The organism is Isoptericola haloaureus (assembly GCF_036689775.1).
GTDB classification, from domain to species: domain Bacteria; phylum Actinomycetota; class Actinomycetes; order Actinomycetales; family Cellulomonadaceae; genus Isoptericola; species Isoptericola haloaureus.
Window position 1 is genome coordinate 488,696 of sequence record NZ_JBAGLP010000116.1, and the last position, 25,625, is coordinate 514,320.

At 73.0% G+C, this 25,625-nt stretch carries 24 protein-coding genes; 10 read left to right on the plus strand and 14 right to left on the minus strand.

Going from position 1 to position 25,625, the window contains the following annotated elements; all coding sequences use genetic code 11:
* Window positions 1-31 precede the first annotated feature (31 nt).
* A complete protein-coding gene (ddaH, locus tag V5O49_RS07700; protein ID WP_332901698.1) occupies window positions 32-793 on the plus strand; it encodes a dimethylargininase in 762 nt (253 codons plus the stop codon).
* A 5-nt stretch (window positions 794-798) separates the two neighbouring features.
* Here ddaH and V5O49_RS07705 read toward each other — a convergent pair whose 3' ends face one another.
* The gene (locus V5O49_RS07705; RefSeq protein WP_332901699.1) at window positions 799-1,233 is read right to left on the minus strand and encodes a hypothetical protein; all 435 of its coding nucleotides are present in this window, start codon (window positions 1,231-1,233) and stop codon (window positions 799-801) included.
* A 237-nt stretch (window positions 1,234-1,470) separates the two neighbouring features.
* Here V5O49_RS07705 and V5O49_RS07710 point away from each other — a divergent pair, with 237 nt between their 5' ends.
* From V5O49_RS07710 to V5O49_RS07725, 4 genes are all read left to right on the plus strand, one after another.
* Window positions 1,471-3,861 (plus strand): family 43 glycosylhydrolase, encoded by a 2,391-nt coding sequence (locus tag V5O49_RS07710; protein ID WP_332901700.1) that lies wholly within the window; start codon window positions 1,471-1,473, stop codon window positions 3,859-3,861.
* A 208-nt stretch (window positions 3,862-4,069) separates the two neighbouring features.
* Entirely contained in the window at window positions 4,070-4,762 is a 693-nt protein-coding gene (locus V5O49_RS07715) for a histidine phosphatase family protein (protein ID WP_332901701.1), read from the plus strand.
* 93 nt (window positions 4,763-4,855) lie between these two features.
* Window positions 4,856-5,908, plus strand: a complete 1,053-nt coding sequence (locus V5O49_RS07720) for an alcohol dehydrogenase catalytic domain-containing protein (protein ID WP_332901702.1) — start codon at window positions 4,856-4,858, stop codon at window positions 5,906-5,908.
* Window positions 5,909-6,202: 294 nt separating this feature from the next.
* Window positions 6,203-7,360, plus strand: a complete 1,158-nt coding sequence (locus V5O49_RS07725; protein WP_332901703.1) for a magnesium and cobalt transport protein CorA — start codon at window positions 6,203-6,205, stop codon at window positions 7,358-7,360.
* A 9-nt stretch (window positions 7,361-7,369) separates the two neighbouring features.
* Here V5O49_RS07725 and V5O49_RS07730 read toward each other — a convergent pair whose 3' ends face one another.
* Complete coding sequence (locus V5O49_RS07730) at window positions 7,370-7,816, minus strand: cold-shock protein (protein ID WP_278236996.1); 447 nt, start codon at window positions 7,814-7,816, stop codon at window positions 7,370-7,372.
* A gap of 103 nt (window positions 7,817-7,919) precedes the next feature.
* On the opposite strand from V5O49_RS07730, the gene V5O49_RS07735 reads away from it, so the two are divergent.
* Window positions 7,920-9,137, plus strand: a complete 1,218-nt coding sequence (locus V5O49_RS07735) for an AI-2E family transporter (RefSeq protein WP_332901704.1) — start codon at window positions 7,920-7,922, stop codon at window positions 9,135-9,137.
* A 57-nt stretch (window positions 9,138-9,194) separates the two neighbouring features.
* Here V5O49_RS07735 and V5O49_RS07740 read toward each other — a convergent pair whose 3' ends face one another.
* On the minus strand, window positions 9,195-9,983 hold the full coding sequence (locus tag V5O49_RS07740) for an alpha/beta fold hydrolase (protein WP_332901705.1): 789 nt from the start codon (window positions 9,981-9,983) through the stop codon (window positions 9,195-9,197).
* A 57-nt stretch (window positions 9,984-10,040) separates the two neighbouring features.
* On the opposite strand from V5O49_RS07740, the gene V5O49_RS07745 reads away from it, so the two are divergent.
* A complete protein-coding gene (locus V5O49_RS07745; RefSeq protein WP_332901706.1) occupies window positions 10,041-10,535 on the plus strand; it encodes a YbaK/EbsC family protein in 495 nt (164 codons plus the stop codon).
* A gap of 88 nt (window positions 10,536-10,623) precedes the next feature.
* Here the strand turns inward: V5O49_RS07745 and cofE are convergent, their stop codons facing one another.
* From cofE to V5O49_RS07760, 3 genes are read right to left on the minus strand one after another with little or no spacing between them, the layout of a single operon-like run.
* Window positions 10,624-11,445, minus strand: coding sequence for a coenzyme F420-0:L-glutamate ligase (gene cofE, locus V5O49_RS07750; RefSeq protein ID WP_332901707.1), 822 nt, complete (start codon window positions 11,443-11,445; stop codon window positions 10,624-10,626).
* On the minus strand, window positions 11,442-12,452 hold the full coding sequence (locus tag V5O49_RS07755) for a TIGR03557 family F420-dependent LLM class oxidoreductase (protein ID WP_332901708.1): 1,011 nt from the start codon (window positions 12,450-12,452) through the stop codon (window positions 11,442-11,444). Before V5O49_RS07755 ends, cofE begins: the two co-directional genes overlap by 4 nt.
* Window positions 12,453-12,472: 20 nt before the next feature.
* Entirely contained in the window at window positions 12,473-13,366 is an 894-nt protein-coding gene (locus tag V5O49_RS07760) for a bifunctional helix-turn-helix transcriptional regulator/GNAT family N-acetyltransferase (protein ID WP_332901709.1), read from the minus strand.
* A 110-nt stretch (window positions 13,367-13,476) separates the two neighbouring features.
* Here V5O49_RS07760 and valS point away from each other — a divergent pair, with 110 nt between their 5' ends.
* Window positions 13,477-16,263, plus strand: a complete 2,787-nt coding sequence (valS, locus tag V5O49_RS07765; protein ID WP_332901710.1) for a valine--tRNA ligase — start codon at window positions 13,477-13,479, stop codon at window positions 16,261-16,263.
* A gap of 124 nt (window positions 16,264-16,387) precedes the next feature.
* On the opposite strand, the gene V5O49_RS07770 is transcribed toward valS, so the two are convergent.
* From V5O49_RS07770 to V5O49_RS07805, 8 genes are all read right to left on the minus strand, one after another.
* Window positions 16,388-17,629, minus strand: a complete 1,242-nt coding sequence (locus V5O49_RS07770; protein ID WP_332901711.1) for a baeRF2 domain-containing protein — start codon at window positions 17,627-17,629, stop codon at window positions 16,388-16,390.
* 168 nt (window positions 17,630-17,797) lie between these two features.
* Window positions 17,798-18,175: a chorismate mutase gene (locus tag V5O49_RS07775; protein ID WP_278236987.1), complete on the minus strand. Its 378-nt coding sequence runs from the start codon at window positions 18,173-18,175 to the stop codon at window positions 17,798-17,800.
* Between the two features lie 105 nt (window positions 18,176-18,280).
* Window positions 18,281-19,546: an ATP-dependent Clp protease ATP-binding subunit ClpX gene (clpX, locus tag V5O49_RS07780; RefSeq protein WP_332901712.1), complete on the minus strand. Its 1,266-nt coding sequence runs from the start codon at window positions 19,544-19,546 to the stop codon at window positions 18,281-18,283.
* 156 nt (window positions 19,547-19,702) lie between these two features.
* A complete protein-coding gene (locus V5O49_RS07785) occupies window positions 19,703-20,416 on the minus strand; it encodes an ATP-dependent Clp protease proteolytic subunit (RefSeq protein WP_332901713.1) in 714 nt (237 codons plus the stop codon).
* A gap of 50 nt (window positions 20,417-20,466) precedes the next feature.
* Window positions 20,467-21,087, minus strand: a complete 621-nt coding sequence (locus V5O49_RS07790) for an ATP-dependent Clp protease proteolytic subunit (protein WP_278237464.1) — start codon at window positions 21,085-21,087, stop codon at window positions 20,467-20,469.
* A gap of 187 nt (window positions 21,088-21,274) precedes the next feature.
* Window positions 21,275-22,690, minus strand: a complete 1,416-nt coding sequence (gene tig / locus V5O49_RS07795) for a trigger factor (RefSeq protein ID WP_332901783.1) — start codon at window positions 22,688-22,690, stop codon at window positions 21,275-21,277.
* A 368-nt stretch (window positions 22,691-23,058) separates the two neighbouring features.
* A complete protein-coding gene (locus V5O49_RS07800) occupies window positions 23,059-23,598 on the minus strand; it encodes a DUF4190 domain-containing protein (protein ID WP_332901714.1) in 540 nt (179 codons plus the stop codon).
* A 10-nt stretch (window positions 23,599-23,608) separates the two neighbouring features.
* A complete protein-coding gene (locus V5O49_RS07805) occupies window positions 23,609-24,649 on the minus strand; it encodes a cation diffusion facilitator family transporter (RefSeq protein WP_332901715.1) in 1,041 nt (346 codons plus the stop codon).
* 137 nt (window positions 24,650-24,786) lie between these two features.
* Between V5O49_RS07805 and V5O49_RS07810 the strand changes: the two genes are divergently transcribed.
* Entirely contained in the window at window positions 24,787-25,227 is a 441-nt protein-coding gene (locus tag V5O49_RS07810; RefSeq protein ID WP_405001151.1) for a YidH family protein, read from the plus strand.
* The gene (locus V5O49_RS07815) at window positions 25,224-25,577 is read left to right on the plus strand and encodes a DUF202 domain-containing protein (protein ID WP_332901716.1); all 354 of its coding nucleotides are present in this window, start codon (window positions 25,224-25,226) and stop codon (window positions 25,575-25,577) included. Before V5O49_RS07810 ends, V5O49_RS07815 begins: the two co-directional genes overlap by 4 nt.
* Window positions 25,578-25,625 lie beyond the last annotated feature (48 nt).

Sequence of the window (25,625 nt, forward strand, 5' to 3'; positions counted from 1 at the left end):
CTCGCGGGCGCGGCGACGGTACGGTCACCTCATGCCCGGCACCCTGCTCGTCCGCCCGCCCTCGCCCCGCCTCGCCGAGGGCGAGCTGACCCACCTCGACCGCGTCCCGGTCGACGCCGACCTGGCCCGCCGACAGTGGCAGGACTACACGAGGCGGTACGCCGACCGCGGCTGGCAGCTCGTCGTGCTGCCCGCCGCGGACGAGCACCCGGACGGCGTCTTCGTCGAGGACGCCGTCGTGGTCTTCGACGACCTCGCCGTGCTCACCCGCCCGGGCGCGGAGTCCCGCCGGGGCGAGGTCGCCGGCATGCGCCCCGTCGTCGAGTCCCTCGGCCTGGAGGTCGCCGCGATCGAGGCACCCGCAACCCTGGAGGGCGGCGACGTCCTCAAGGTCGGCCGCACGGTCTACGTGGGCCGCTCCAGCCGCACCGACGACGACGGCGTGGCCCAGCTCCGCACGCTCCTGGAGCCGCGCGGGTGGCAGGTCGTGCCGGTGCCGGTCACCCGGGCGCTGCACCTCAAGAGCGCCGTCACGGCGTTGCCGGACGGCACCGTGATCGGCCACGAGCCGCTGGTCGAGGCGCCCGAGCTGTTCGAGCGGTTCGTGCCGGTCCCCGAGGCCGAGGGGAACGCCGTCGTCGTCCTCGACGAGGGCACGGTGCTGCTGTCCGCGAGCGCCCCGCGCACGGCCGAGCTGCTGCGGGACCGCGGCCTGGAGGTCGTCACCACCCCGGTGACGGAGTTCGAGAAGCTCGAGGGCTGCGTCACCTGCCTGTCCGTGCGGGTGCGCTGAGCGGCTCAGGCCGGGGTGAGCGGCTCGGTGAGCAGGTCGCGCAGCGGGACGCACCCGCTGGTGAGGTAGGACGCCGCGGCGAGCCGGTGCCGCAGCGAGGCCACGAGCTGGTCGTGGCGGGCCACGGCGGCAGACCGGTCGGCGAAGGACTCCTCGACCACGGTCTCGTCGGTGAGCAGCAGCGTGGCGGGGGTGTCGTCGTCGGCGTCGGCGGGCAGCACGTATCCGAGGGGATGGACGCTGACCCGGTAGATGTGCGGCGGTCCGGGCCGGCGGTCCTCGCGGTCGGTCCCGACCCAGCGCGCCTCGACGACGTAGTCGGCCCCGACGAGCGTCTGCGCGACGCACCGGTCCTCCGTGTGCCACATGACCGCCCACCGCGCCTCGGAGACGGGCATGCCGTCCAGGTCGTAGTAGCGCGGTCCGCTGTCCATGCTCATGGCGACTCCAGGTCGACGTGCCGGTCCTGGCACCCTAACCACGCCCGGGGACATCGTCTGCACCCCGGGGCGGATCGGACACGTCTCGGGTGCCCGCCGTGGGGGCCCGGCCGGCACCCGCTCACGGTCTTGGACCTCGGGGTACAACGATGTAGGATTCAGGATTACATCGATGTACAAGTGCGCGGCCCCACCGTGGGGCCGCACCGTTCGACGACGAACACCGAGGAGCCGCACATGACCATCCGATGGTCACGCCGCATCGCCACCGTCACCGCCGCCTCGCTCGCGCTGCCGCTCACGGCCGCCGCCGCGGGGGCCGACCCCCGCACGCCGCCGGACCCGGCGCCGCCCACCTTCACCGACGTCGAGGTGCACGACCCCTCCCTGGTCACGACCGAGGCCGGGGAGCACTGGGTCTTCGGCTCGCACCTCGCGGCCGCGAAGACCGACGACTTCGTGCAGTGGGAGCAGACGGCGAACCACGTCACGCCGGACAACCCGTTGTTCGAGGACGTCACCACCGAGCTCGCCGAGACCTTCGAGTGGGCCGAGACCGACACGCTCTGGGCCGCGGACGTCCACCGCCTGGAGTCCGACGGCCGCTACTACATGTACTACAACGCCTGCGAGGGCAGCTCGCCCCGCAGCGCGCTCGGGGTCGCCGTGGCCGACGACGTCGACGGCCCGTACGAGGACCTCGGCATCATCCTGCGCTCCGGGCACCGGGAGGGCGAGGGCCCCGCCGAGGACGGCACCACCTACGACGCGCACGTCCACCCCAACGCCGTGGACCCCGACACCTTCTACGACGCCGAGGGCGACCTCTGGATGGTCTACGGGTCCTTCTCCGGCGGCATCTTCATCCTCGCCATGGACGAGGAGACCGGCCTGCCCGAGCCCGGCCAGGGCTACGGCACGCACCTCGTCGGCGGCAACCACAGCCGCATCGAGGGGCCGGCGATGATGTACGACCCCGACACCGAGTACTACTACCTCTTCACGTCCTTCGGCGGGCTGACCGCCGACGAGGGCTACAACATGCGCGTCATGCGCTCGACCAGCCCCGACGGGCCGTACGAGGACGCGGCCGGCGACCCGATGTCCGAGGTCCGCTCGGACCCCGACCTGCCGATCTTCGACGACGCCTCCATCGAGGGCGCCGGCACCAAGCTCATGGGCAACTACCTGTTCCAGCGCGAGGTCGGCGACCCGGGCGAGGGCATCGGTGACGGCCGGGTCTCCCCCGGGCACAACACCGTCCACCGCGACCCGGAGACCGGCCAGATGCTGCTGATCTTCCACAGCCGCTTCCCGCAGCAGGGCGAGCGGCACCAGGTGCGGGTGCGCGAGATGCGGATGAACGCCGACGGCTGGCCCGTCGTCGCGCCCTACCGGTACGCCGGCGGCCACGACGCGACGTCGTTCCTGCGCAAGCAGGTGGTCGGCGACTACCGGTTCGTCGTGCACGACAAGGCGATCACCCCCGAGATCCGCGAGGCGACCACCGTCACCCTCCACCAGGACGGCTCCGTCTCCGGCACCGTCGACGGCCGCTGGCGCCTGTCCGACCAGAACCGCCTGCACCTGCGGGTCGACGGCGCGGAGTACGACGGCGTGGTCTCGCGCGAGTGGGACCCCACCGGTCAGCGCTGGATCACCACCTTCAGCGTGGTCGGTGACCAGGGCGTCCCCCTGTGGGGCAGCGCGCTGGAGCCGATGACCGACCAGGAGATCGTCGACGCCGTCGTGGCGGACCTCGACCTGCCCACCGCGGACGCCGTCGTGGCGGACCTGGAGCTGCCGACCACCGGCACGCACGGCGCCACCGTCGCATGGACGTCGAGCGCCCCGGACGTCGTGGCCCCGACCGGAGAGGTCACCCGGCCCGGCGCGGACGACGGCGACGCGACCGTCACGCTGACCGCCGAGGTCACCAGCGGGGACGTCACCGCCACGACGACCTTCGCGGTCACGGTGCCGGCCGAGCCGGAACCCGGGCTCGTCGCCCGGTACGCGTTCGACGGCGACCTGGCCTCCACCGGCGACGCCGCGACCGGCACCGTCACCGGCACCCGCGTCGACACCACCGGCGGCCAGGTCTCCTACACCGACGGGGCGCACGGCCAGGGCCTCGTGCTCGACGGCAGCAGCGGGGTGCGCCTGCCCGACGGGCTGATCACCGGGCACGACTACTCGGTGAGCCTGTGGCTCGCACCGGAGGCCCGGACGCCGTTCACGACCGCTTTCTTCGGGGCCCGCGACACCACCAGCTGGACCAGCCTCCTGCCGCAGGCGGGCTGGGGCGAGGGCAACTCGCTGCTGTGGTCCGGGACCGACCCGTACTACGACGGCGACCTGGGCACCCGGCTGCCGCTCGGCGAGTGGTCGCACGTGGCCTACACGGTCGCCGCCGGGGAGGTCACGATCTACCTGGACGGCGAGGTCGTGCACACCGGGTCCGACTTCCCCGACGTGTTCACCACCGCCGACGGCGTCTTCGCCCTCGGCGTCAACTGGTGGGACGCCCCGTACCGGGGCGCGGTCGACGACCTCCAGGTCTACCTAGGGGCGCTGGACGCCGACCAGGTCGCGGCCGTCGGCGCCGGCGAGGTCGCGGAGCTCTGATCCCCGCACCGGTCCTCCGGGGCGCACCCGCGCGGGTGCGCCCCGGAGGCGCCGCGGGCCGGAAGCGCCGCGGGCCGGAGGCGCCGCGGGCCGGAGGCGCCGCACCGACGCCCGGCGGCCCCCCGCCGTGCACCGCGAGGTCACCCGGAGTCCACCCACCGGGTCTAGGGTCGTGGCGAGACACACGCGACGAAAGGTCACCTCGACGATGACCCTCACCCTCACGCTCGTCCGCCACGGGCAGACGACCCTCAACGCCCGCCGCCACCTGCAGGGCGCCTGCGACTCGCCGCTGACGCGGACGGGCCGTGCCGGTGTCCGGGTCACGGCCCAGCACCTGGCCGACCAGTCGTTCGACGCCGTCTACTCCTCCCCGCAGGGCCGGGCGGTCCAGACGGCCACGGAGATCCTCAAGCACCACCCCGACCAGCGGCTGCGCATCGACGAGGGCCTGCGCGAGCTGTCGTTCGGCAGCTTCGAACGGCGGCCCGAGCACATCCTCGACGCCGAGGTGCCATGGGCGGAGCTCGTCCCCGCGATGCTCGCGGGCTCCCACCCGGGGGTCGGCGGCGGGGAGTCCGGCGCCGACTTCATGGGCCGGGTGCGCGGCGCGTTCGGCCGCATCGTCGCCGAGCACGCGACGGCGCCCGCGGGTGCCTCGCACGGAGCGGATGCGCCGAACGCGGCGCACGTCCTCGTCGTCGGGCACGGGCTGACGCTCGCCGCCTACCTGTGGACCGTCGACCCGTCCGGGCTCACCGCGCTGCCGAACGCCTCCGTCTCGACCGTCGAGGTGTCCGACGGCGCAGCCCGCGTCGTGCGCGCGGGCGTCGACGTCGCGGGCCACGGCGCCGTGGCGGCGCGCCCCGCCCCGGCACCCGCGGCGGCCGCCGCACGCTGAGATCCGGTCGCGCACCGGCGTCGGACCCGGCGTGCGATCATCGCGGCATGCCTGCCGTCGCCCGGATCCGCCAGATCGCCGAGGAGGTCTGAGATGCGCGCCGTCGCCTACGACGCCTTCGGCGGTCCCGTCACCGTCCGTGAGCTGCCCGAGCCCGTCGCGCCCGACGGCGGCGTGGTGGTGCGCGTGCACGCCACGGGGCTGTGCCTGAGCGACTGGCACGGCTGGGCCGGCCACGACGGCGACATCACCACGTTTCCGCACGTGCCGGGTCACGAGCTGGCCGGCACGGTCGCCGCCGTCGGCGCCGGCGTGCGGCGGTGGAGGGTCGGCGACCGCGTCACCACGCCGTTCGTCTGCGGCTGCGGACGCTGCGCGTGGTGCCGGGCGGGCGACGCCCAGGTCTGCCCCGACCAGACCCAGCCCGGGTTCACCCACCACGGCTCCTGGGCCGAGCTCGTGGCCCTGCACGCGGCGGACACCAACCTCGTCGCGGTGCCCGACGACGTCACCGACGCCACCGCGGCAGCCCTCGGCTGCCGCTTCGCCACCGCGTTCCGCGCCGTGGCGCACCGCGCCCGCGTGCGCGCCGGCGAGCAGGTCACCGTCGTCGGGGCCGGCGGCGTCGGCCTGAGCGCCGTCATGGTCGCGGCCGCCCGCGGGGCCCGGGTGATCGCCGTCGACCGCGACCCCGCCGCGCTGGAGGCCGCTCGACGCGCCGGGGCCGAGCACACCCTCCTGACCGACGGCACCGACGGCACCGACGTCACCACCGCGATCCACGACCTGTCCGACGGCGGCACGCACGTCGCGCTCGACGCCGTCGGCTCGCCGGACACCTGCGCGACGGCGATCGGTGCGCTGCGTCGCCGGGGCCGGCACGTGCAGGTCGGCCTGCTGCCCGCCGTCGAGGGCCGCCCGCCGGTGGCGATGGACCGGGTCATCGCGCTCGAGCTGGACGTGCTGGGCTCGCACGGCATGTCCGCGGCCGACTACCCGGCGATGATGGGGCTCGTCGGCGACGGGACGCTGCGTCCGCAGGACCTCCTCGACGGCGTCGTGGACCTCGCGGCGGCGGCCGACCTGCTGCCGCGGATGCGCGAGCGCAGCACGGCGGGCATCACGGTCTGCGACCCGCGCCGCTGAGTCGGTGACGCAGGCCACGACCCGGCTCCCGGGCGCCGTGATCAGCGCCGGAGTAGACTGACCCCGGCCAGCAGCCGGCGGCCGGAACGCCGCCCGACGTCGAAGGAGGTACCGCGCATGACCCGCAGCGAGCCTCCCAGTAGTCCGAGCCGCGACTGACCCGGCTCCACACGACCTGCCCAGCGTCGGGCGGGTGATGCCGCTGTCCCCGAGCACCTCCGCCAGGACGAACTCGTCGTCAGTCGCGGGATCCAGCACGCAGACCACCGTTCCTGCACGCCTGGGAGTCCCCTCATGGCCTTCAGCTCCAACCGTTCGGTCCGTACCCGCCAGATGCTGGGCGCGCTGCGCCCGCGTCGACCCGGCACGCAGCAGGCGCCGGGATACCCGGAGAACGAGCCGACGCCCCCCACCCCGATCCGCCCGCGCTCGGCGATGGTGGCCGCCGCCGTCTACGACGACGAGGGCCACCGCAGCGCGAGCTTCACGCGGCTCGCCGACGCCTTCCGTGCCCTGCGCTCCACCCCGGGCGGCATGGCGTGGATCGGCCTCGAGCGCCCGGACGAGCACGAGCTCGCCGCACTGGCCCGCGAGTTCGACCTGCACCCGCTGGCGATCGAGGACGCGATCCAGGCGCACCAGCGCCCCAAGATCGAGCGCTACGGCGAGACGCTGTTCGTCGTGCTGCACGCCGCGCGCTACCTGGACTCGATCGAGGAGGTGGAGTTCTCCGAGCTCCACCTGTTCGTCGGCCCCGACTTCGTGGTCTCGGTGCGGCACGGGGACTCCCCCGACCTCAGCGCCGTGCGCGCGCGGCTGGAGTCGACGCCGCAGATGCTCGCCCGCGGCCCCGAGGCCGCGCTGTACGCGATCATGGACCGCGTCGTGGACGACTACGCACCCGTCGTCTCCGGCCTGGACTACGACATCGACCAGATCGAGGGCGAGGTCTTCTCCGGCGACGCCCACGTCTCGCGGCGCATCTACGAGCTGTCCCGCGAGGTCGTCGACTTCCAGCGCGCGGTCCGCCCGCTGCAGAACGTCTGCCTGTCCCTGGCCAAGGGCGCCGAGAAGTACGGCGTCGACTCCGAGCTCCAGGCCTACCTGCGCGACGTCGCCGACCACCTCATCGAGGTCGCCGAGTCCGTGGAGACCTACCGTGTCGCGCTGCGCGACATCCTCACGGTGAACGCCACCCTCGTGGCCCAGCGGCAGAACGAGGAGATGACGCACCTGACCGAGGTGTCCATCAAGCAGGGCGAGGAGGTCAAGAAGATCTCCGGCTGGGCGGCCATCCTGTTCGCCCCGACCCTCGTCGGCACGGTCTACGGCATGAACTTCGACGTGATGCCCGAGCTGCACTGGGCCTGGGGCTACCCGGTGGCGCTCGTGCTCATGGTCGGCGTCTCCGTCAGCCTGTTCGCCGTCTTCCGCTGGAAGAAGTGGATCTGACCCTCGTCGTCAGGCGTCCAGCCAGCCGTGCCGCCGGGCGACCTGCTCGACGGCGGTGCGCACCGCCAGCACCTGGCGTGCGGTGAGGTCCCCGACCGCCGCGAGCAGCTTCTCGGTGACCTCGGTGCGCAGCTCGGCGGCCGAGAGCACGTCCGCGTAGCCGTCGTGGTGCCCCTCCGGCGCGGACGACGGCGGCGCGGCGTGCTCGCGCGACGGGCCGCCGCCCATCGCCGCCTGCACCGCCTCGGCCACCGGGGAGGAGATCAGCGAGGCGCTCAGCGCGCGCGGCCCCCGCTCGCCCATCTCGTGGGTGAAATCCACGACCGTGCCGACCGCCAGGAGCGACTTGTCGAAGTCGAGGTCGTTCACGTGGAGGAACACGTCCTCGTCGAGCTCGTCCGCCGCGACGAAGGCGTATCCCTTGACCGCGTCGTACCGCACCACGTCACCACGCACCGCGCACCGTCCCTGTGTCGTCGGGCAGCCTCTGACCGCAGCATAACCACGCGGGCCGCGACTTGACGGGCGAAGTGCCGTCCCACGCCGCTAGGGTCGCCCCGTGACGTCGACACCCGCGACCCCGGCCAGCAGCACCCGTCCCCCGCACGATCCGCACCCACCGACCCCCGGGACGACCGGGCTGTCCCCGGCGGCGCGCACCCTGCTCGCCCTGGCCTGCGGCGTGCTGGTGCTCGCGGGCATGGCCGCGGCGGCCGAGGTGCTGGCACCGCTGTTCCTGGCGGCTGTCATCGTGATCATCTGCCACCCGGTCCGGTTCCCGCTGCTGGCGCGGGGATGGCCGAGCTGGCTGGCCACCACGACCGTCATCCTGGTCGCCTACCTCATCCTGGCGGCCCTGGTGGGCATGCTCGTCTGGTCCGGGTTCCGGTTCGCGGCGCTGGTACGGGAGTTCCTCCCCCAGCTCAGCGAGTCCGTGGCGCAGATCCAGGGGCAGCTCGCCGCCGCGGGGCTCGACACCCAGATCGCCGAGGCCGTCACGGGGTGGTTCCAGCCGTCCAACATCCTGGCGCTCGCGGGCGGCGTCAGCTCGGTCGCGCTGGGCATCGGCACGGCGTTCTTCTTCGTCCTGGCCTACGCCGTGTTCATGGCGGCCGACACCGGTCGCTACTCCACGGCGTCGCAGCACTTCGGCGTCTCGCGGGCGGGGGCGATCGACCGCGCCACCCGGTTCAGCAGCGGGGTGCGGCGGTACTACGTCGTCAACGCGTCCTTCGGCGCCGTCGTGGCGGTCGTGGACGGCGTCGCGCTGTGGCTCCTCAACGTCCCCGGCGCCGCCATCTGGGCGATCCTGGCGTTCGTCACCAACTTCGTGCCGAACATCGGGTTCATCCTCGGCCTGGTGCCGCCCGCCATCATGGCCTTCGTCGTCGGCGGCTGGCAGCTCGCGCTGGCGGTGGTCGCGGTCTACTGCGTGGTCAACGTGGTGCTGCAGGTGTTCGTCCAGCCGAAGTTCGTCTCGGACGCCGTGTCGCTGTCGCTGACGCTCAGCTTCGTCTCGGTCGTCTTCTGGACCTTCGTCATCGGCCCGCTCGGCGCGATCCTCTCCATCCCGCTGACGCTGCTCGTGCGGGCGCTGCTGCTGGAGGGCGACCCGCGCAACGCGTGGTTGCGGTGGCTGTCGGGAGACGACGTCGAGCCCGCCGAGGAGGACTCGCACGCCCGGGACGCCGTCGGCCGCCGGGAAGCCGACCACGACGAGGAGCCGACGGCGGACGGCGGCCTCGACGGCGAGCCGGCCGGCGAGCACGGTCGCTGACCGACCGGGATCGTCGGCCCCGGTGCGTCCCGGGGCCGACGGCCCGCTCGCGGGCGCTCAGGTCTCGTCGCGCACGAACCGCACGATCTGGTCGGCCATCGCGCCGACGTCCCAGGTGTGATCGGCGCCGGCGACCTCCCGCTCGGTGCCGCGGGTCACGGCACCGGCGATGCGTCGCGCTGCGACAGGCATCTCGTCGAAGGTGCTCGTGCCGTAGGTCGCCAGGACGGGTACCGCCAGCTCACGCAGCAGGTCGGCCTCGATGAGGTCGGTGGCACGCACCAGCGCCTGACCGTCCGCACGCTGGCTGATCGAGGTGCGGGCGATCTGCTCGAAGTCCGGCGAGGCACGCAGCCCCTCCAGCCACTCGGCCGGCATGTCCTTCATGTACTGCTCGAGGGCGCCGACGTAGTCCTCGGCGTCGAGCCGTTGCTCGAACTCGGTGATCCACGCGACCGTGTCCTCCGCGGACCGCGCGAGCGGTGCCTCCCACAGCACGAGTCCGGACACCGGCAGCTCCGCGTCCGCGGCGCACAGGGCCAGCGCAGCGCCTGAGGAGTGACCGACCAGCACCGCCGGGGCACCGGCCGCGTCGATCACGGCGTGCAGGGCGGACAGCTCGCGATCGAGGTCGAGCACGCCGTCGGCCGGGCTGTCGCCCCGCCCGAGCCGGTCGTAGACGACTGCCGTGAGGCCTTGCTGCGCGCAGCGCGCGGCCGTCTCGGTCGTCACCGGGTCGACGGCCCGGAACGGGCCCGCCCCCGCGACGAACACCACCGCGGGTCCCTCGCCGTCGCGGTCGAACCCGACCCGGTCTCCGGCCACGCTCGTCACGTGGTGGGTCATCTCCGTCTCCTTCCCGCCGGGTGATCGACCCGGTCGCCACGGCTATATTGCAGCACCATGAGCTCCCCGACGACTTCACACCCCGCCGTCGAGCAGGTCCGTGCCGCGTTGGTCGAGGCCGGAGCCACGGACGCGGCGCGCGGGATCCGCTGGTTCGACGACGCCGTGACCACCGCCGCGGCGGCGGCCGACGCCCTGGGCGTCGAGGTCGCCGCGATCGCCAACTCGCTCGTCTTCACCCTCGACGACACCCCGCTGCTGGTGCTGACCTCCGGCGCGCACCGCGTCGACACCGCTTTCCTCGGCGACCGCCTCGGCGGTCGTGTCGGGCGCGCGTCCAAGGAGGTCGTCAAGGAGGCGACCGGACAGGTGATCGGCGGCGTGGCGCCGGTGGGGCACCCCGCTCCGGTGCGCACCGTGGTGGACACCGCCCTGGCCGACCTCGACGTCGTCTGGGCGGCCGCCGGGCACGCCCGGACGGTGTTCCCCACGACCTTCGACGAGCTGGTGCGCCTCACCGGCGGCGAGCCGTCGCCCGTCACGCCGGACTGACCGCCGGACCTCCGCAGAGAGTTCGGTCCTCCGGAACGGGTTCGGTCCGTTGTCCGACCGAACCCGTTCCTGACGACCGACGCCACGCCTAGCGGCTCGCGCGACCGTCCGCGACACCCCGCGCGTAGGCCTCGGCGGTGCCTTCGCGGAACAGGTCGTCGGGCCCCGTCCGCACCAGGACCCGGGCACCCGGGCCGTCGCCGTCCGGCCCGGTCCCCCCGCGCACGAACCGGGACAGCCCGCGCGCCACCGCCACGGCCCGGCCGGAGGCCTTGCCGCGCACCAGCTCCGAGGCCGCGGCGATCTCGTCGGCCACCGCGGTCACCGTGACCGAGATCGGCCGCCCGTGCGAGTCCACGCCGCCGCGCAGGTCGTCGACCACGCGCAGCCCGGCGGCGCCGATCGCGACGTCGGTCACGCCGTCGCGCCACGGGCGGCCCGCGGTGTCGGTGACGACGACGCCGAGCCGGTCGAGACCGAACCGGTCCCGCAGCGCCGCCCGCACCGAGCGCGCGGTGGCGTCCGGGTCCTCGGGCAGCAGCAGCACGGTGCCGTCCGGCGTGTTCGAGGCGTCCACCCCGGCCGCGGCCATCACGAGACCGAGCCGGTTCTCCACGATGCGCAGGGGCGGGAGCCCGTCGGGTCGCTCGCGGGTGGCCACGACCCGCACGGTCTCGTCGGTGATCGCCTGCTCGCGGTCGGTGGCGCGCACGACGCGGCCCTCGGCCTTGGACACGATCTTGGAGGTCACCACGACGACGTCGCCCTCGGCGAGCGGGTCGCCGGAACCCTCCGCGTCGCGGGCGAGCAGGTCGCCGACCAGCGCCGCGAGGTCGTCGCCGGGACGGACCTCCCCCAGCCCGGCCGGCGCCCACAGCGTCAGGCGGGCACCGTCGAGGACAGCCGTCACCGGACCAGCTTCGGCAGCACCTCGCGGCCGAAGACCTCGATCCACTCCTTCTGGTTCCGGCCCACGTTGTGCAGGTAGATGCGGTCGAAGCCGAGGTCGACGTACTGCTGGATGGCCTCGCGGTGCTTGTCGGGGTCCGCGGAGACCACCATCCGACCGGAGAAGTCCTCCGGGCGGACGAGCTTGGCCATCTGGGCGAAGTCGTGCGGCGAGCGGATGTCGGCCTTGGGGAACTTCATGCCGCCGTTCGGCCACTCGGTCATGGCGTTGGCCATGGCCTCCTCGTCGGTCTCGGCCCAGGACATGTGCACCTGGAGGACCTTCGGCATCGTCGAGGCGTCCCGGCCGGACTCCTTGACGCCGGCCTCGAACCGTCCGAACAGCATCTCGATCTTCTCCAGCGGCGCCCCGACGGTGATGAGGCCGTCGGCGTGCTTGCCGGCCCGCTTGGCCGTGATCGGCCCGGCGGTGGCCACGAGGATCTCCGGCGGGACCTCGGGCATGGTCCACAGCCGGGTGGACTCCATCTTGTAGAACTGCCCGGAGTGCTTGACGTCCTTGCCGTCGACACCGGAGGCGAAGAGCTTCTTGATGATGTCGATGGCCTCGAACATGCGGTTGATCCGCTCGGGCGCCTCGGGCCAGTAGCCGGCCGTGACGTGCTCGTTGAGCGCCTCGCCCGAACCCAGGCCGAGCCAGTGCCGGCCCGGGTACATCGCGGCGAGGGTCGCCGAGGCCTGCGCCACCATCGCCGGGTGGAACCGGAAGGAGGGGCACGTCACGCCGGGGCCGATGTCCCCGCGGGTGCGCTCGCCCAAAGCGGTCAGCACGTTCCAGACGAACGCGGCCTCCCCCTGCTGCGGCACCCACGGCTGGAAGTGGTCGGCGGCCATGACGCCGTCGAAGCCGTGCTCCTCGGCGTAGGCGGAGTAGTCGACCACGTCGGTCGGGTGGAACTGCTCGAGCATCGCGGCGTAGCCGACGGTGAGGTCCTTCGAAGCTGCCATGTCCCGACCCTACGCCGCCCTCAGGCGAGGTCCTTCGCGAAGAAGTGCGTGGCGTGCGGGTTGTCGTTGTACCGCTCGACCTGCCGGTAGCCGGCCCGCTCGTACATCGCGATCGCCTCGGTGAGCACGGCGTTCGTGTCGAGGTGGACGACGGCGTGCCCGAGCTCGCGCGCGAGCTCCTCCAGGCGGCGCAGCAGCCGGGACCCGAGCCCGGCGCCGCGCCAGGCGTCGTCGACCCACATCCGCTTGATCTCCGCGCCGTCGCCGGCGAGCGCCTGGACCCCGCCGCATGCGACGGGTGCGCCCGCGGAGGTGGCGACGACGAACGCGCCGTGCGGCGGGGCGAGCCGTCCGGCGTCGGCGGCGAGCTCGGCCTCGACGTCGAACGTGCCCGCGCCCCCGATCCGTGTCCCGACCTCCGTGAGGTAGGCGGCGACGGCGCGCCGCGCGAGGGGCGTGGTCGGCTCCATCGTCTCCAGATCGACGGTGGCGGCGCGCACGAGCAGGTCGGCCTCGGCCAGCGCCGCGGACAACCGGGCGCGCTGACGCTCGGTGAGCGGGTCGACGAGGCGGTGGGCACGCTCGGCGGAGCGCCGCTCGAGCTCGTCCCAGGTCCGGCGGCCGGCGTCCGTCAGGGCCACGCGGCGCCGACGCCGGTCGACCGGGTCGGGTCCGAGCGCGACGAGACCGTCGTCCTCCAGCCGGCGCAGCAACCGGCTCAGGTACCCCGAGTCGAGCCCGAGGCGTGCGCGCAACGACCGGGTCGTGCCCGGTTCGACGCCGATCTCGTAGAGCAGCCGGGCGGTGCCGAGCGGCATCCCCAGCCCGAGGAAGGACTCCTCCAGCGCACCGACCCGCTGGGTGTAGCCGCGGTTGAACCGGCGCAGGACGTCGACAGGATCCGTCACGCTCATTTCGCTGACTTTAGTCAGAGAATTGAGCTCGGCGCCAGCCCGGCCGCCGGGACGTTCACGTGGTGAAAGCGCGTCCGCCCCTCCCGGGGGATCTGGGACAATGAGGCACCATGAGCGACTTCCCGAACCCCGGGGCGCCGACCGCGCCCGAGCAGACCTCCGCAGCGACCTCCACGTCCGGCCCCGTAGCCGACGACGTCGTGCGCGCGGTGGTCCGGGAGGTACCGGACAGGGTCAGCACCGACGGCCTCGAGGAGAAGTTCGACGAGCGCTGGGCCGCCGAGCGCACGTTCGCCTTCGACCGCTCCGCCACCCGCGAGCAGGTCTACTCCATCGACACCCCGCCGCCGACCGTCTCCGGCTCGCTGCACGTGGGTCACGTGTTCAGCTACACCCACACCGACGTCGTCGCGCGCTTCCAGCGCATGCGGGGCAAGGAAGTCTTCTACCCGATGGGCTGGGACGACAACGGCCTGCCCACCGAGCGTCGCGTGCAGAACTACTACGGCGTGCGCTGCGACCCGTCGCTGCCGTACGACCCGGACTTCGTTCCCCCGCACCAGGGCACCGAGGGCAAGAAGGTCAAGCCCGGCGACCAGGTGCCGATCAGCCGCCGCAACTTCATCGAGCTGTGCGAGGAGCTGACCGCCGACGACGAGCGCCAGTTCGAGGAGCTGTGGCGCCGGCTCGGGCTGTCCGTGGACTGGTCGCAGACCTACCAGACCATCGACGCCACCTCGCGCGCCGCCTCCCAGCGCGCCTTCCTGCGCAACCTGCAGCGCGGCGAGGCCTACCAGGCCGAGGCCCCGGGACTGTGGGACGTCACCTTCCAGACGGCCGTCGCCCAGGCCGAGCTCGAGGCCCGCGAGTACCCCGGCCACTACCACCGCGTCGCGTTCCACCGTGCCGGCGACGGCGCGACCGGTGAGCCGGTGTACATCGAGACCACGCGCCCCGAGCTCGTGCCGTCCGTCGTGGCCCTCATCGCCCACCCGGACGACGAGCGCTACCAGCACCTGTTCGGCACCACCGTGACCTCGCCCCTGTTCGGCGTCGAGGTGCCGGTGCTCGCCCACCACGCCGCCGCCATGGACAAGGGCGCCGGCATCGCCATGTGCTGCACCTTCGGCGACCTCACCGACGTGCAGTGGTGGCGCGAGCTGCAGCTGCCCACGCGCTCCGTCATCGGCCGCGACGGCCGCCTGACCCGCGAGACCCCCGAGTGGATCGCGGGCGGCCCCGGCGCCGACCTGTACGCCGAGGGCCTCGCCGGCAAGACCGCGTTCAGCGCCCGCACCGCCGTCGTCGACGCGCTGCGCGAGTCCGGTGACCTGGACGGCGAGCCCTCGCCCACCCAGCGCATGACGAACTTCTACGAGAAGGGCGACAAGCCCCTCGAGATCGTCACCTCCCGCCAGTGGTACATCCGCAACGGGGGCCGCGCCTGGGAGCAGCGCGACCTGAAGGCCGAGCTGCTCGCGCGCGGCAAGGAGCTCGACTTCCACCCCGACTTCATGCGGGTGCGCTACGAGAACTGGGTCAACGGCCTCAACGGCGACTGGCTCATCTCCCGCCAGCGGTTCTTCGGCGTGGCCGTGCCGGTCTGGTACGGGCTCGACGAGCACGGCGAGGTGGACTACGACCGCCTCATCACGCCGTCCGAGGCCGAGCTGCCCGTGGACCCGACGTCGCAGGCGCCCGCGGGCTACACCGAGGACCAGCGCGGCGAGCCCGGCGGGTTCGTCGGCGACAACGACGTCATGGACACCTGGGCGACGTCGTCGCTGAGCCCCCTGATCGTCTCCGGCTGGGAGCGCGACGCCGACCTGTTCGACCGCGTCTACCCCATGGACCTGCGTCCGCAGGGCCAGGACATCATCCGCACCTGGCTGTTCTCCTCCGTGGTGCGCTCGCACCTGGAGTGCGGCGTGCTGCCGTGGAAGAACGCGGCCATCAGCGGCTGGATCCTCGACCCCGACCGCAAGAAGATGTCCAAGTCCAAGGGCAACGTCGTCACGCCGATGGACCTGCTCACCGAGCACGGGTCCGACGCCGTGCGCTACTGGGCGGCAGCGGCCCGCCTGGGCACGGACGCGGCCTTCGAGGTCGGCCAGATGAAGATCGGTCGCCGGCTGGCGATCAAGGTCCTCAACGCCTCCAAGTTCGCCCTGACCTTCGGCGTGGACCCTGAGTCCGGCGCCGGCGAGATCGTGCTCGACCCCGCCGCCGTCACCGTCGACCTGGACCGCGCCATGCTGGCCGGGCTGGCCGACGTCGTCGACCAGGCGACCGCCGCGCTCGAGTCGTACGACCACACGCGCGCCCTGGAGATCACCGAGTCCTACTTCTGGGCGTTCTGCGACGACTACCTCGAGCTCGTCAAGGACCGCGCCTACGGCGCCGGGTCCGAAGCTGCCGAGGTCTCGGCCGCGACGCTCTCGGCCCGCACCGCCCTGGCGATCGCCCTGGACGCGATGCTGCGGCTGCTGGCCCCGTTCATCCCGTTCGCCACCGAGGAGGTCTGGTCCTGGTGGCGCACCGGGTCCGTCCACCGGGCCCCGTGGCCGACGGCGCAGCCGCTGCGGGACGCGTCCGCCGACGTCGACCCGACCGGCCTCACCGCGGCCGGCCACGCCCTGGCCGCGCTGCGCAAGCTGAAGTCGGCCGCCAAGGTCTCCATGAAGACCCCGGTCCTGTCCGGCACCGTCGCGGTCCCGGCGCACCTGCTGCCGGGCGTCGAGTCCGCCATGGTGGACCTGCGCGGCGCGGGCCGTGTCACCGGCCCCCTGGAGCTCGTGGAGGCGACCGACGGCCAGGGCGACCCCGACGTCCAGGGCGGGATCGTCGTCGTCGAGCACGAGCTGGGTGAGCCGCCGGCCAAGAAGCCGCGCGGCTGACACCGCCCCGACCCGGCGACGGGGAGGGTCGCGGCACGATCGCGTTCACGGGCGCTGCGCGCCCTGCACTTCGCGATGGACGATCGTGCCGCGACCCTCCCCGTCGCCTTTCTCGTGCCTCGTCCTAGTGAGCCGCCGAGACACGACCGTCGTCGCCGCTCATGGTGGCGGCCGACTCGTGCGGTGTCCCGCCGTCGTGCCAGCGCAGCGTGGCCCCGACACCGTCCCGGAGCTCGACCGAGCCCTCCGGGGCGAAGACGAGCCCGGCGTCCTGCCCGATGGCGGCACGCAGCAGCGCGGTCGCGGCCGGCAGCTCCTCGAGCTCGCCGACGCCCTCGAGCTCGGCCCGCGAGGCGGCGATGTGCATCGGGTCGGGCCCGATGAACAGCTGGAAGCCGTTGAGCAGACCGCCCAGTCCGGGCTCCTCGACCGAGCCGTCGACCCAGGCGTGCAGGGCACGGGCCGCGTCGTCGGCCAGCTCCTCGGAGAGCACCAGCTGCTTGACCTGGCCGCGCGCCAGGACCTGGGCGACGTCCCCGATGCTGGTCACGGCCCCCGCCTCGCGGCCGAGCCCCTCGCGCAGCTCCGCCAGGACCTGCTCGCGACGGCGTTCGCGGAACGAGTCGAGAGCGTCCGCGACGGTCTCCGCGAAGGGACCCACGTGCACGCCGTCGTCGCGACCCCCGCCGGGCACCTCCACGGTGACCTGGGCGGCCTGCTGGCCGAGCGCGTCCCGCACCATGTGCACGGCCCGCACGTCGCCGGTGATCAGCACGATCTCCGGGCGGCGTTCGGCTACGCGCCGGTCGATCTCGCCGGCCACCGCCTCGGCGTTGCGGTGCCACGAGTCCTCGGCGCGCGACTCGATGACCGACCGCTTGGTCGACGTGCTGGACGTCTTGGAGATCTCGTCGTCCGGCCCCTCGAAGGTGTCCTTCTCGCCGGCGGGACGCCCGTCGGAGCCCACCGCGAAGAAGTCGGCACCCGAGCGGTCGATGGCCACGCAGAGCGCGTCGACCTCCTCGTCGGCCGACCGTGCCGCCTGCAGCAGGCTCGGGACGCGGTGCCAGACCCCCGCCATCACCGGCGGCGGCTCGCGCAGGACCCGGTCGACCAGCACCCCCTCGTCGTCGGCGATGAGCACTCGGCCGTGCGGGCCGTGCACCCACGTCGGGCGGTCCACGGAGGCGTCCAGGTCGCTCAGGACGGTGTCCGTGGCGCCCTGCTTGGCGAGCGAGCGGCGCACGGAACGCCACCGGTTCGCCACATCCTTGTCGCCGGCCTCGACCGATCGCGTCGCGTCCAGGTAGACCGTCGCGAACGGGCCGGGGTGTCCGACCAAGGGCTTGAGCCAATCGATCTTCATGCAGATCTCCCTCGCGTCCGTCGGCTGTGAACCTCCAGCGTGCGACGGATCGCCGGTCGGCGCATCCCCGCTGGGCACAGGGTCGCGCGACCTCGGAGGACGCGGCGCCGCCCGGTGGCCGGGACCACCGGTGCGGACCGTGTCAGCGGCTCAGAAGCCGGAACCCCTTCAACTGTAGGTGTCCAGCGGGGGCACGTCCTCGGCCCGTCCGGCCGCGGCGTGCTCGGCGGCGATCCGCTCGTGGCGGCGGATGACCTCGGAGACGATGAAGTGACGGAACTGCTCGGCGAACTCCGGGTCCAGCCCGGCACCGGAGGCGATCGCCTTGAGCCGGTCGATCTGCTGGCGGTCCCGCTGGGGGTCCGCCGGCGGCAGGCCCTCGGTCGCCTTCAGCTCGCCCACGCGCTGCGTGGCGCGGAACCGCTCGGCCAGCAGGTGCACCAGCGCGGCGTCGATGTTGTCGATCGTGCTGCGCAGCCCGAGGATCTCGGTCGGCAGCGCCCGACCGGTCTCGGGCACGGGTGCTTCGTCGAAGGGCTCAGCCATGCCCACGATCCTACGGTCGGCACGCGCGGTGCGGGCGCCCGCCCGCCATGTGGCCGCCCGCCGACCATGCCAGGCGGCGCACCCGTCGTCGGGCCGGGCGGGACGTCAGGCGGACTTGCGGTTGCGCACCGGTCCCGAGGACCGCGGCACGATCGTCGGGTTGACGTTCTCCTCGACGACCTCGCGGCTGATGACCACGCCCTCGACGTCGTCACGGCTCGGCACGTCGAACATCACCTGCTGCAGGACCTCCTCCATGATGGCCCGCAGCCCGCGGGCACCGGTCCCCCGCAGCAGCGCCTGCTCGGCGATCGCCTCGACCGCGTCGTCGGCGAACTCCAGGCGCACGCCGTCGATCTCGAACATGCGCTGGTACTGCTTGACCAGAGCGTTGCGCGGCTCGGTGAGGATGCGCACGAGCGCGTCGCGGTCCAGCGGCGAGACGGAGGCGATGACGGGCAGGCGGCCGATGAACTCGGGAATGAGGCCGAACTTGTGCAGGTCCTCGGGGCGCACCTCGGAGAAGAGGTCCACGTCGGTGGTGGACTCCATCGGGGCGGAGAAGCCGATGCCGCGCTGACGGGCGCGGGAGGCGATGATGTCGTCCAGCCCGGCGAACGCCCCGGCGACCACGAACAGCACGTTCGAGGTGTCGATCTGGATGAACTCCTGGTGCGGGTGCTTGCGCCCGCCCTGCGGCGGCACCGACGCGCTGGTGCCCTCGATGATCTTCAGCAGGGCCTGCTGGACACCCTCGCCGGAGACGTCACGTGTGATCGACGGGTTCTCGGCCTTGCGGGCCACCTTGTCGATCTCGTCGATGTAGATGATGCCCGTCTCGGCCTTCTTGACGTCGTAGTCCGCGGCCTGGATCAGCTTGAGCAGGATGTTCTCGACGTCCTCGCCCACGTAGCCGGCCTCCGTCAGCGCCGTCGCGTCGGCGATGGCGAACGGGACGTTGAGCATCTTGGCCAGCGTCTGCGCCAGGTAGGTCTTGCCGGTCCCGGTGGGCCCGATCAGCAGGATGTTGGACTTGGCGATCTCCACCGAGTCCTCGTCGTCCTTGGACGGCGGGGGCGCCTGGACCCGCTTGTAGTGGTTGTAGACCGCGACGGCGAGCGCGCGCTTCGCGGGGTCCTGACCGATGACGTACTGCTCGAGGAAGTCGAAGATCTCCCGCGGCTTGGGCAGCTCGGTCAGCCCCAGCTCCGTCGTCTCACCGAGCTCTTCCTCGATGATCTCGTTGCACAGGTCGATGCACTCGTCGCAGATGTATACGCCGGGCCCAGCGATCAGCTTCTTGACCTGCTTCTGCGACTTCCCGCAGAAGGAGCACTTGAGCAGGTCTGCACCGTCACCGATTCGAGCCACCGCGGGCCTCCTTGTCTCGTGCGCGTCCTTCGACCATTCCACACCACACCGGCCCCGTTGTCAGCAGAGACGGCCCGGTGTGGCGCGACCCGGGTGCCGACCTCGTGGTCGGCACCCGGGTCGCGCGCGATGTCGTCACCGGTGGTCCCGGGGCTCTCAGGCTCGGATCTGACCCGGCTTGCGGGACTCGAGCACCTGGTCGACCAGGCCGTAGTCCTTGGCCTCGGCGGCCGTGAGGATCTTGTCGCGCTCGATGTCGTCGCGGATCTCCTCGACGTCCTTGCCGGTGTGCCGGGCCAGCGTCTCCTCGAGCCACTCGCGCATCCGGATGAGCTCGTTGGCGTGGATCTCGATGTCGGAGGCCTGGGCGTAGCCGCCGCCCTCCATCGCCGGCTGGTGGATCAGCACGCGGGCGTTCGGCAGCGCCAGGCGCTTGCCGGGCTGACCCGCGGCCAGCAGCACGGACGCGGCCGAGGCCGCCTGCCCGAGGCAGACCGTCTGGATCTGCGGCTTGATGAACTGCATCGTGTCGTAGAGCGCGGTCATCGCGGTGAACGACCCGCCCGGGGAGTTGATGTAGATCATCACGTCGCGGTCGGGGTCCTGGGACTCCAGGACGAGCAGCTGGGCCATGATGTCGTCGGCCGACGCGTCGTCGACCTGGACGCCCATGAAGATGATGCGGTCCTCGAACAGCTTCGTGTACGGGTCCTGGCGCTTGAAGCCGTACGGCGTGCGCTCCTCGAACTGCGGGAGCACGTAGCGCGACGACGGGGCGCCGTGCGGCAGCGCGATCCCGCCCGGGCGGGCGGCGTCGCCGGCGAGACGCTCGGCCCGCATCGCGAACTGGTACTCGGCGGAGTGGCTCATGGTTCTCCTCGGTGGGAAGTCGTCAGGGGTCTCGATCGACCGGGGTGGGGTCAGCTGGCGGTCGTGCCGCCGCCCCCGGACACCGAGGCAGCGTTGGCGACGACCCGGTCGACGAAGCCGTACTCGAGGGCCTCGTCCGCCGTGAACCAGCTGTCGCGGTCGTTGTCCTTGAGGATCTTCTCGAGCGGCTGGCCGGTCTGCTCGGCCGTGAGCTCCGCGAGCACCTTCTTCATGTGCATGATCAGCTGGGCGCCGATCCGCACGTCGGTGGCCGTGCCGCCGACGCCACCGGAGGGCTGGTGCATCAGGACCCGCGCGTGCGGGGTGATGTAGCGCTTGCCCTTGGCACCCGAGGACAGCAGGAACTGCCCCATCGAGGCGGCCATGCCCATCGCGACCGTGGCGACGTCCGGCTGGATGAACTGCATGGTGTCGTAGATCGCCATGCCGGCCGTGATCGAGCCGCCCGGGGAGTTGATGTAGAGGTAGATGTCCTTGTCCGGGTCCTCCGCCGCGAGCAGCATCATCTGCGCGCAGATGGCGTTCGCGTTGTCGTCGCGCACCTCCGAGCCCAGCCAGATGATGCGCTCCTTGAGGAGCCGGTTGTAGATGGAGTCGTTGAGGCCGAAGCCCGGGCCGTCGGCGCGGGCCTCAGGTGCCGCTGAGCCCATCTGCAGCAGGTCGTTCACGTCCGTCTCCTTCGCTTCGCTGTCGCTCGACCCTAACGTGCAGGGCGTGCCCGCCGAGTCCCCGGAGCGCCCTGTTTCGCTGCAGGCGCACAGCGGCACGTCGCCGGGGACGACGACGGCCCGCACCCTCCGGGTGGAGGATGCGGGCCGTCGTCGTGCGGCGGTGGCGTCAGGCCTTGCCGGTCTCCTCGGCGGAGTCGCCGGACTCCGCGGAGTCCGGGGTGTCCGCCGACTCGGCCGACTCGCCGGACTCGGCGTCGGCGATCTCCGACTGCGCGGCCTCGGTGGCGGCGGCCGCGGCCTCGTCGTCCTCCTCGGACCCGATGAACTCGGTCAGGTCGACGACGTTGCCGTCCGCGTCCTTGACCTCGATGTCGCGCAGGGCCACGGCGAGCGCCTTGGACCGCGCGACCTCGCCGACCATGGCCGGGATCTGGCCCGACTGGTCGAGGGTCTGGATGAACTGCTGCGGCTCCATGCCGTACTGCTGGGAGGCCTGGACCAGGTACTCGATGAGCTCGCCCTGGCCGACCTGCACCTCGAGCTTCTCGGCGAGGGTGTCGAGCAGGATCTGGTTCGTGATCGCCTTGGTGGCGTCCGCGGTGACCTCGGTGCGGTGCTCGTCGTCCTCGAGACGACCCTCCTGCTCGAGGTGGCGGTGCACCTCGGCCTCGACGACGCCGGACGGCACCGGCACCTCGACGGCCTCGAGCAGCTTCTCCAGCAGGGCGTCGCGCGCGGCGACGGCCTGGTCGGAGGACTTGGAGGAGGCGACCTGCTGGCGCAGGTCGGCCTTGAGCTCCTCGAGGGTGTCGAACTCCGAGGCCATCTGGGCGAAGTCGTCGTCCGCCTCGGGCAGCTCGCGCTCCTTGACGGAGGTGGCGGTCACCGTGACCGTCGCCTCGGCGCCCTCGTGCTCCCCACCGGCGAGGTTGGTGGTGAAGGTGGTGGTCTCGTCCGCGGACAGACCGGTCAGCGCCTCGTCCAGACCCTCGAGCATGTTGCCCGCGCCGATCTGGTAGGAGACGCCGGAGACGGAGTCGACCTCGTCCTCGCCGACCATGGCCTTGAGGTCGATGACGACGTAGTCGCCCTCGACGGCCGGGCGGTCGACGCCCACGAGGATGCCGAACCGCTCGCGCAGCGAGTCGAGACGCTCGGCGACGTCCTCGTCGGAGACCTCGGTGGACTCCACGGTGAGCTCGATGGCGGACAGCTCGGGCAGCTCGAGCTCCGGGCGGACCTCGACCTGCGCGACGAACTCCAGCTGGCCCTCGCCGGCCTTCTCCGGGATGCCGGTGACCTCGACCTCGGGCTGGCCCAGCGGGCGCAGCTCCTCGGCGCTCACGGCGTCGCGGTAGAAGCCGGACAGGCCCTCGTTCACGGCGTGCTCGATGACGGCACCCCAGCCGATGCGCTGGTCGATGATGCGCGGGGGGACCTTGCCCTTGCGGAAGCCGGGGATGTTCACCTGCTCCGCGATGTGCTTGTAGGCGTGGTCGATGCTCGGCTTGAGCTCGTCGTACTCCACCTCGACGGTCAGCTTGACCTTGGTGGGCTCCAGGGTCTCGACGGCGCTCTTCACTTCGATGGTCTCCAACGTGTCGGGTGCGTGCGCGCGCGTCTTGCCGGAGCGGGCCGGCGCGGGATGGTGCGGCGCGGGATGCTTGCGATGCCTGTCGCCCGGCGTCCGCACGACGAGCGCACGGGCAACCCATCGATCATACGCCACGTGACGGAGCGCCGGGCACCGGCCCTCCGGTGGCGAACGCCACGGCGTCGACACCCCGCGGGTGCGCCGGCCGGGTGTCTCGTCACCGACGGGTCCGAACCGGTGCGGCACCCGGGGTGAGCGCGATGGCGGTCACGCCGTCGGTGGTCTCGGGCTCGAGGTGCACGCGCGGCAAGCCGTGCTGCAGCGCGCAGGTCCTCCTCGCCGGGTCCGGGGGGCGCTCAGTAGCCGACGGGAGCCGTGGACACCGCGACGAGGAAGAAGCTCAGCATCGCGAGCGTCGCCACCCCGACCCACCCGAGCACGACCCCGGCGATCGCCAGCCCGCGACCGTCCTGCGGGGCGGAGACCGGGGCCTTCTTGATCTGGCTCAGCGCCACGTACCCGAAGATCAGGGCCAGGACGCTCCCGACCCAGTAGAGCCAGAGGATGCCCAGCACCAGCGAGGCGACCGCCAGGCCGTTGGTCCGGCGCACCGGGTACGGCCAGGCACCGTACGGCGACCCCGGCTGGTGCGGTCCGGACTGCCAGGCTCCGGCGGACGACGGGTAGGCCGCTCCTTGCGGCACCGAGGACGGCACCGAGGACGGCGGCGGCGCGGCGGCGTAGCCAGCCGGCGGGGCCGGAGGCCCGAACGAGTCGCCCGGCGGGGTCGGCGGCGTGGCCGACGAGGCCGGCTGCGTCGGCGGCGCCGGCTGCGTCGGGTGCTGCTGCGGGTGCTCGCCGCCCGGGGCGGCGTAGGGGTCGTTCGGGTCCGTCACGCCCTCGAGCCTACCGGTCGGCGGGCGGGTCGTTCCGGTCGTCCACCGCCGGGACCAGGGACGACTCCTCCGGCGTGGACACCGTGAACACGGCTCCCGCGACGCGGGGGTGACCGGTCGCGGCACGCTCGAGCTCGTCCAGCCGTCGCCCGACGGCGGTCTCGCGCTCCTCCCCCGCCAGGTCGACGCTGGCCACCAGGTACAGCCGCCGGGGACCCACGTACTCGATCCGCAGGTAGGTCACCCGGTCCACCGTCGGCAGCGCCAGCAGCCGGGCCAGGACCGCGTCCCGGACGGCGGGACGCACCTCCTCGCCCACCAGGAACCGCCGGTTGCGGTCCACGAGCACGAGCGAGACCACGGCCAGCAGCACGCCGATGGCGATCGACCCGATCGCGTCCGGCACCGCCGAGCCCGTGAGCTGGTGGGCCAGCACGCCCGCGAACGCGATGACGAGGCCGACCAGCGCCGCCGCGTCCTCGGCGACGACCGCGCGCAGCGTCGGGTCGGAGGTCCGCAGCACGTGCTCGAACGGGTCCTGCCGCGCGCGGCGCGCCTCCCCACGGAGCTGACGGACGGCCTGGAGGAACGACACCCCCTCGAGGACGAAGGCCAGGGCGAGCACGGCGTAGGCGATGCCGAGGTCCTCGGCCGGCTCCGGGTCGAGCAGCTCCTGGACACCGTGCGTGATCGAGACGCCCGCACCGACGGCGAACAGACCGATGGCGGCGAACATCGACCAGACGTAGGCCTCGCGCCCGTACCCGACCGGGTGCCCGCGGTCGGCGGGCCGGCGCGACCTCTTCGACGCCACGAGCAGGAATACCTCGTTGCCCGTGTCGGCCCACGAGTGCACGGCCTCGGCCAGCATCGACGCCGACCCGGTGAGCAGGGCGGCCGCCGACTTGGCGACCGCGACGAGCCCGTTGGCGACGAAGGCGACGACCACCGTCGTGGCGCTCTCGCCGCCGTGCTCGGGCGGTCTCGCGACGCGCGGGTCGCCCGGCGGGGCGGCGTTCTCGACGGGCGACGGGTCGACGGAGGAGGTCATCGGGTTCCTTCGGACGGGGCGACGGCGGGTCCAACCTAGGTGTGCCGCGCGCCGGCCGCGCGCGCAGCCGCGGCCGCTCGTCGTGCCCGCTCGCCGCGCGCCCGCTCGTCGCGCCGCCGTCCGGCGTCGGTGCCAGGATGAGCGACGAGAGGCCGTCGGACCGCGACCGCGAAGGGATCCGCATGCCGCCCGGGGACACGACCAGCGAACCGCGACCGCACCCCGAACGCTTCCCGCGCTGGGTCTACTCCCGGGGTCGCGAACCCGACCCGCGCTTCTCGCTGGCCAACGAGCGGACCGTCCTGGCCTGGATCCGCACCTCCCTGGGCCTGATCGCCGGCGGGACGGCCCTGGAGGCGCTCGACCTGCCGATGGAACCCCACCTGCGGCTCGCCTCGGCGGTGGTCCTGCTGCTGGCCGGGGCGAGCGTCCCCGTCGTGGCGGCCGTCGAGTGGGCCCGCACCGAGCGGGCGATGCGGGAGGACGCCGCGCTGCCGGGCGCGATCACCGGGTTCGTGCTCGTGGCGACGATGACGACCGTCGGGGTGCTGCTGCTGCTGGCGCTGCTGCTGCGATGACCGGCCCGTCCCCCGGTCACGGACCGACCGACGCGGGCGCCCCCGGGCTGTGGGCCGAGCGCACCGCGCTGGCCTGGCGACGCACGCTGCTGTCGTTCACGGCGGCCTGCCTGGTGGCCGTCCAGGTGCTGCCCGCGGCCCGGAGCGCCCGCGCCCTGCTGCTGGCGGCCGCCCTCGCGCTGCTCCTCACCGCGCCCGGCTGGTGGTTCGCCCGCAGCCACGCCCGGCACACGGACGTCCACCTGCGCCGAGAGGTCCCCCGGCTGCGGCACGGCCGCCGGATCGCGGCGATGTGCGCCGGCACGAGCCTGCTCGCCCTCGGCGGCCTGGTGCTCGTGCTGGTCACCTGACCGACGACACCGGGCGCGACGGGCCCGGGTGGCATCAGGGAGTTCGCC

What these genes read in the sequence shown, in the direction of transcription:
- ddaH (WP_332901698.1), top strand. Translation starts at nt 32, where the DNA reads ATGCCCGGCACCCTGCTCGTCCGCCCGCCCTCGCCCCGCCTCGCCGAG.
- V5O49_RS07705 (WP_332901699.1), bottom strand. Translation starts at nt 1,233, where the DNA reads ATGAGCATGGACAGCGGACCGCGCTACTACGACCTGGACGGCATGCCC.
- V5O49_RS07710 (WP_332901700.1), top strand. Translation starts at nt 1,471, where the DNA reads ATGACCATCCGATGGTCACGCCGCATCGCCACCGTCACCGCCGCCTCG.
- V5O49_RS07715 (WP_332901701.1), top strand. Translation starts at nt 4,070, where the DNA reads ATGACCCTCACCCTCACGCTCGTCCGCCACGGGCAGACGACCCTCAAC.
- V5O49_RS07720 (WP_332901702.1), top strand. Translation starts at nt 4,856, where the DNA reads ATGCGCGCCGTCGCCTACGACGCCTTCGGCGGTCCCGTCACCGTCCGT.
- V5O49_RS07725 (WP_332901703.1), top strand. Translation starts at nt 6,203, where the DNA reads ATGGCCTTCAGCTCCAACCGTTCGGTCCGTACCCGCCAGATGCTGGGC.
- V5O49_RS07740 (WP_332901705.1), bottom strand. Translation starts at nt 9,983, where the DNA reads ATGACCCACCACGTGACGAGCGTGGCCGGAGACCGGGTCGGGTTCGAC.
- V5O49_RS07745 (WP_332901706.1), top strand. Translation starts at nt 10,041, where the DNA reads ATGAGCTCCCCGACGACTTCACACCCCGCCGTCGAGCAGGTCCGTGCC.
- V5O49_RS07755 (WP_332901708.1), bottom strand. Translation starts at nt 12,452, where the DNA reads ATGGCAGCTTCGAAGGACCTCACCGTCGGCTACGCCGCGATGCTCGAG.
- V5O49_RS07760 (WP_332901709.1), bottom strand. Translation starts at nt 13,366, where the DNA reads ATGAGCGTGACGGATCCTGTCGACGTCCTGCGCCGGTTCAACCGCGGC.
- valS (WP_332901710.1), top strand. Translation starts at nt 13,477, where the DNA reads ATGAGCGACTTCCCGAACCCCGGGGCGCCGACCGCGCCCGAGCAGACC.
- V5O49_RS07770 (WP_332901711.1), bottom strand. Translation starts at nt 17,629, where the DNA reads ATGAAGATCGATTGGCTCAAGCCCTTGGTCGGACACCCCGGCCCGTTC.
- V5O49_RS07775 (WP_278236987.1), bottom strand. Translation starts at nt 18,175, where the DNA reads ATGGCTGAGCCCTTCGACGAAGCACCCGTGCCCGAGACCGGTCGGGCG.
- V5O49_RS07785 (WP_332901713.1), bottom strand. Translation starts at nt 20,416, where the DNA reads ATGAGCCACTCCGCCGAGTACCAGTTCGCGATGCGGGCCGAGCGTCTC.
- V5O49_RS07790 (WP_278237464.1), bottom strand. Translation starts at nt 21,087, where the DNA reads ATGGGCTCAGCGGCACCTGAGGCCCGCGCCGACGGCCCGGGCTTCGGC.
- V5O49_RS07805 (WP_332901715.1), bottom strand. Translation starts at nt 24,649, where the DNA reads ATGACCTCCTCCGTCGACCCGTCGCCCGTCGAGAACGCCGCCCCGCCG.
- V5O49_RS07810 (WP_405001151.1), top strand. Translation starts at nt 24,787, where the DNA reads ATGAGCGACGAGAGGCCGTCGGACCGCGACCGCGAAGGGATCCGCATG.
- V5O49_RS07815 (WP_332901716.1), top strand. Translation starts at nt 25,224, where the DNA reads ATGACCGGCCCGTCCCCCGGTCACGGACCGACCGACGCGGGCGCCCCC.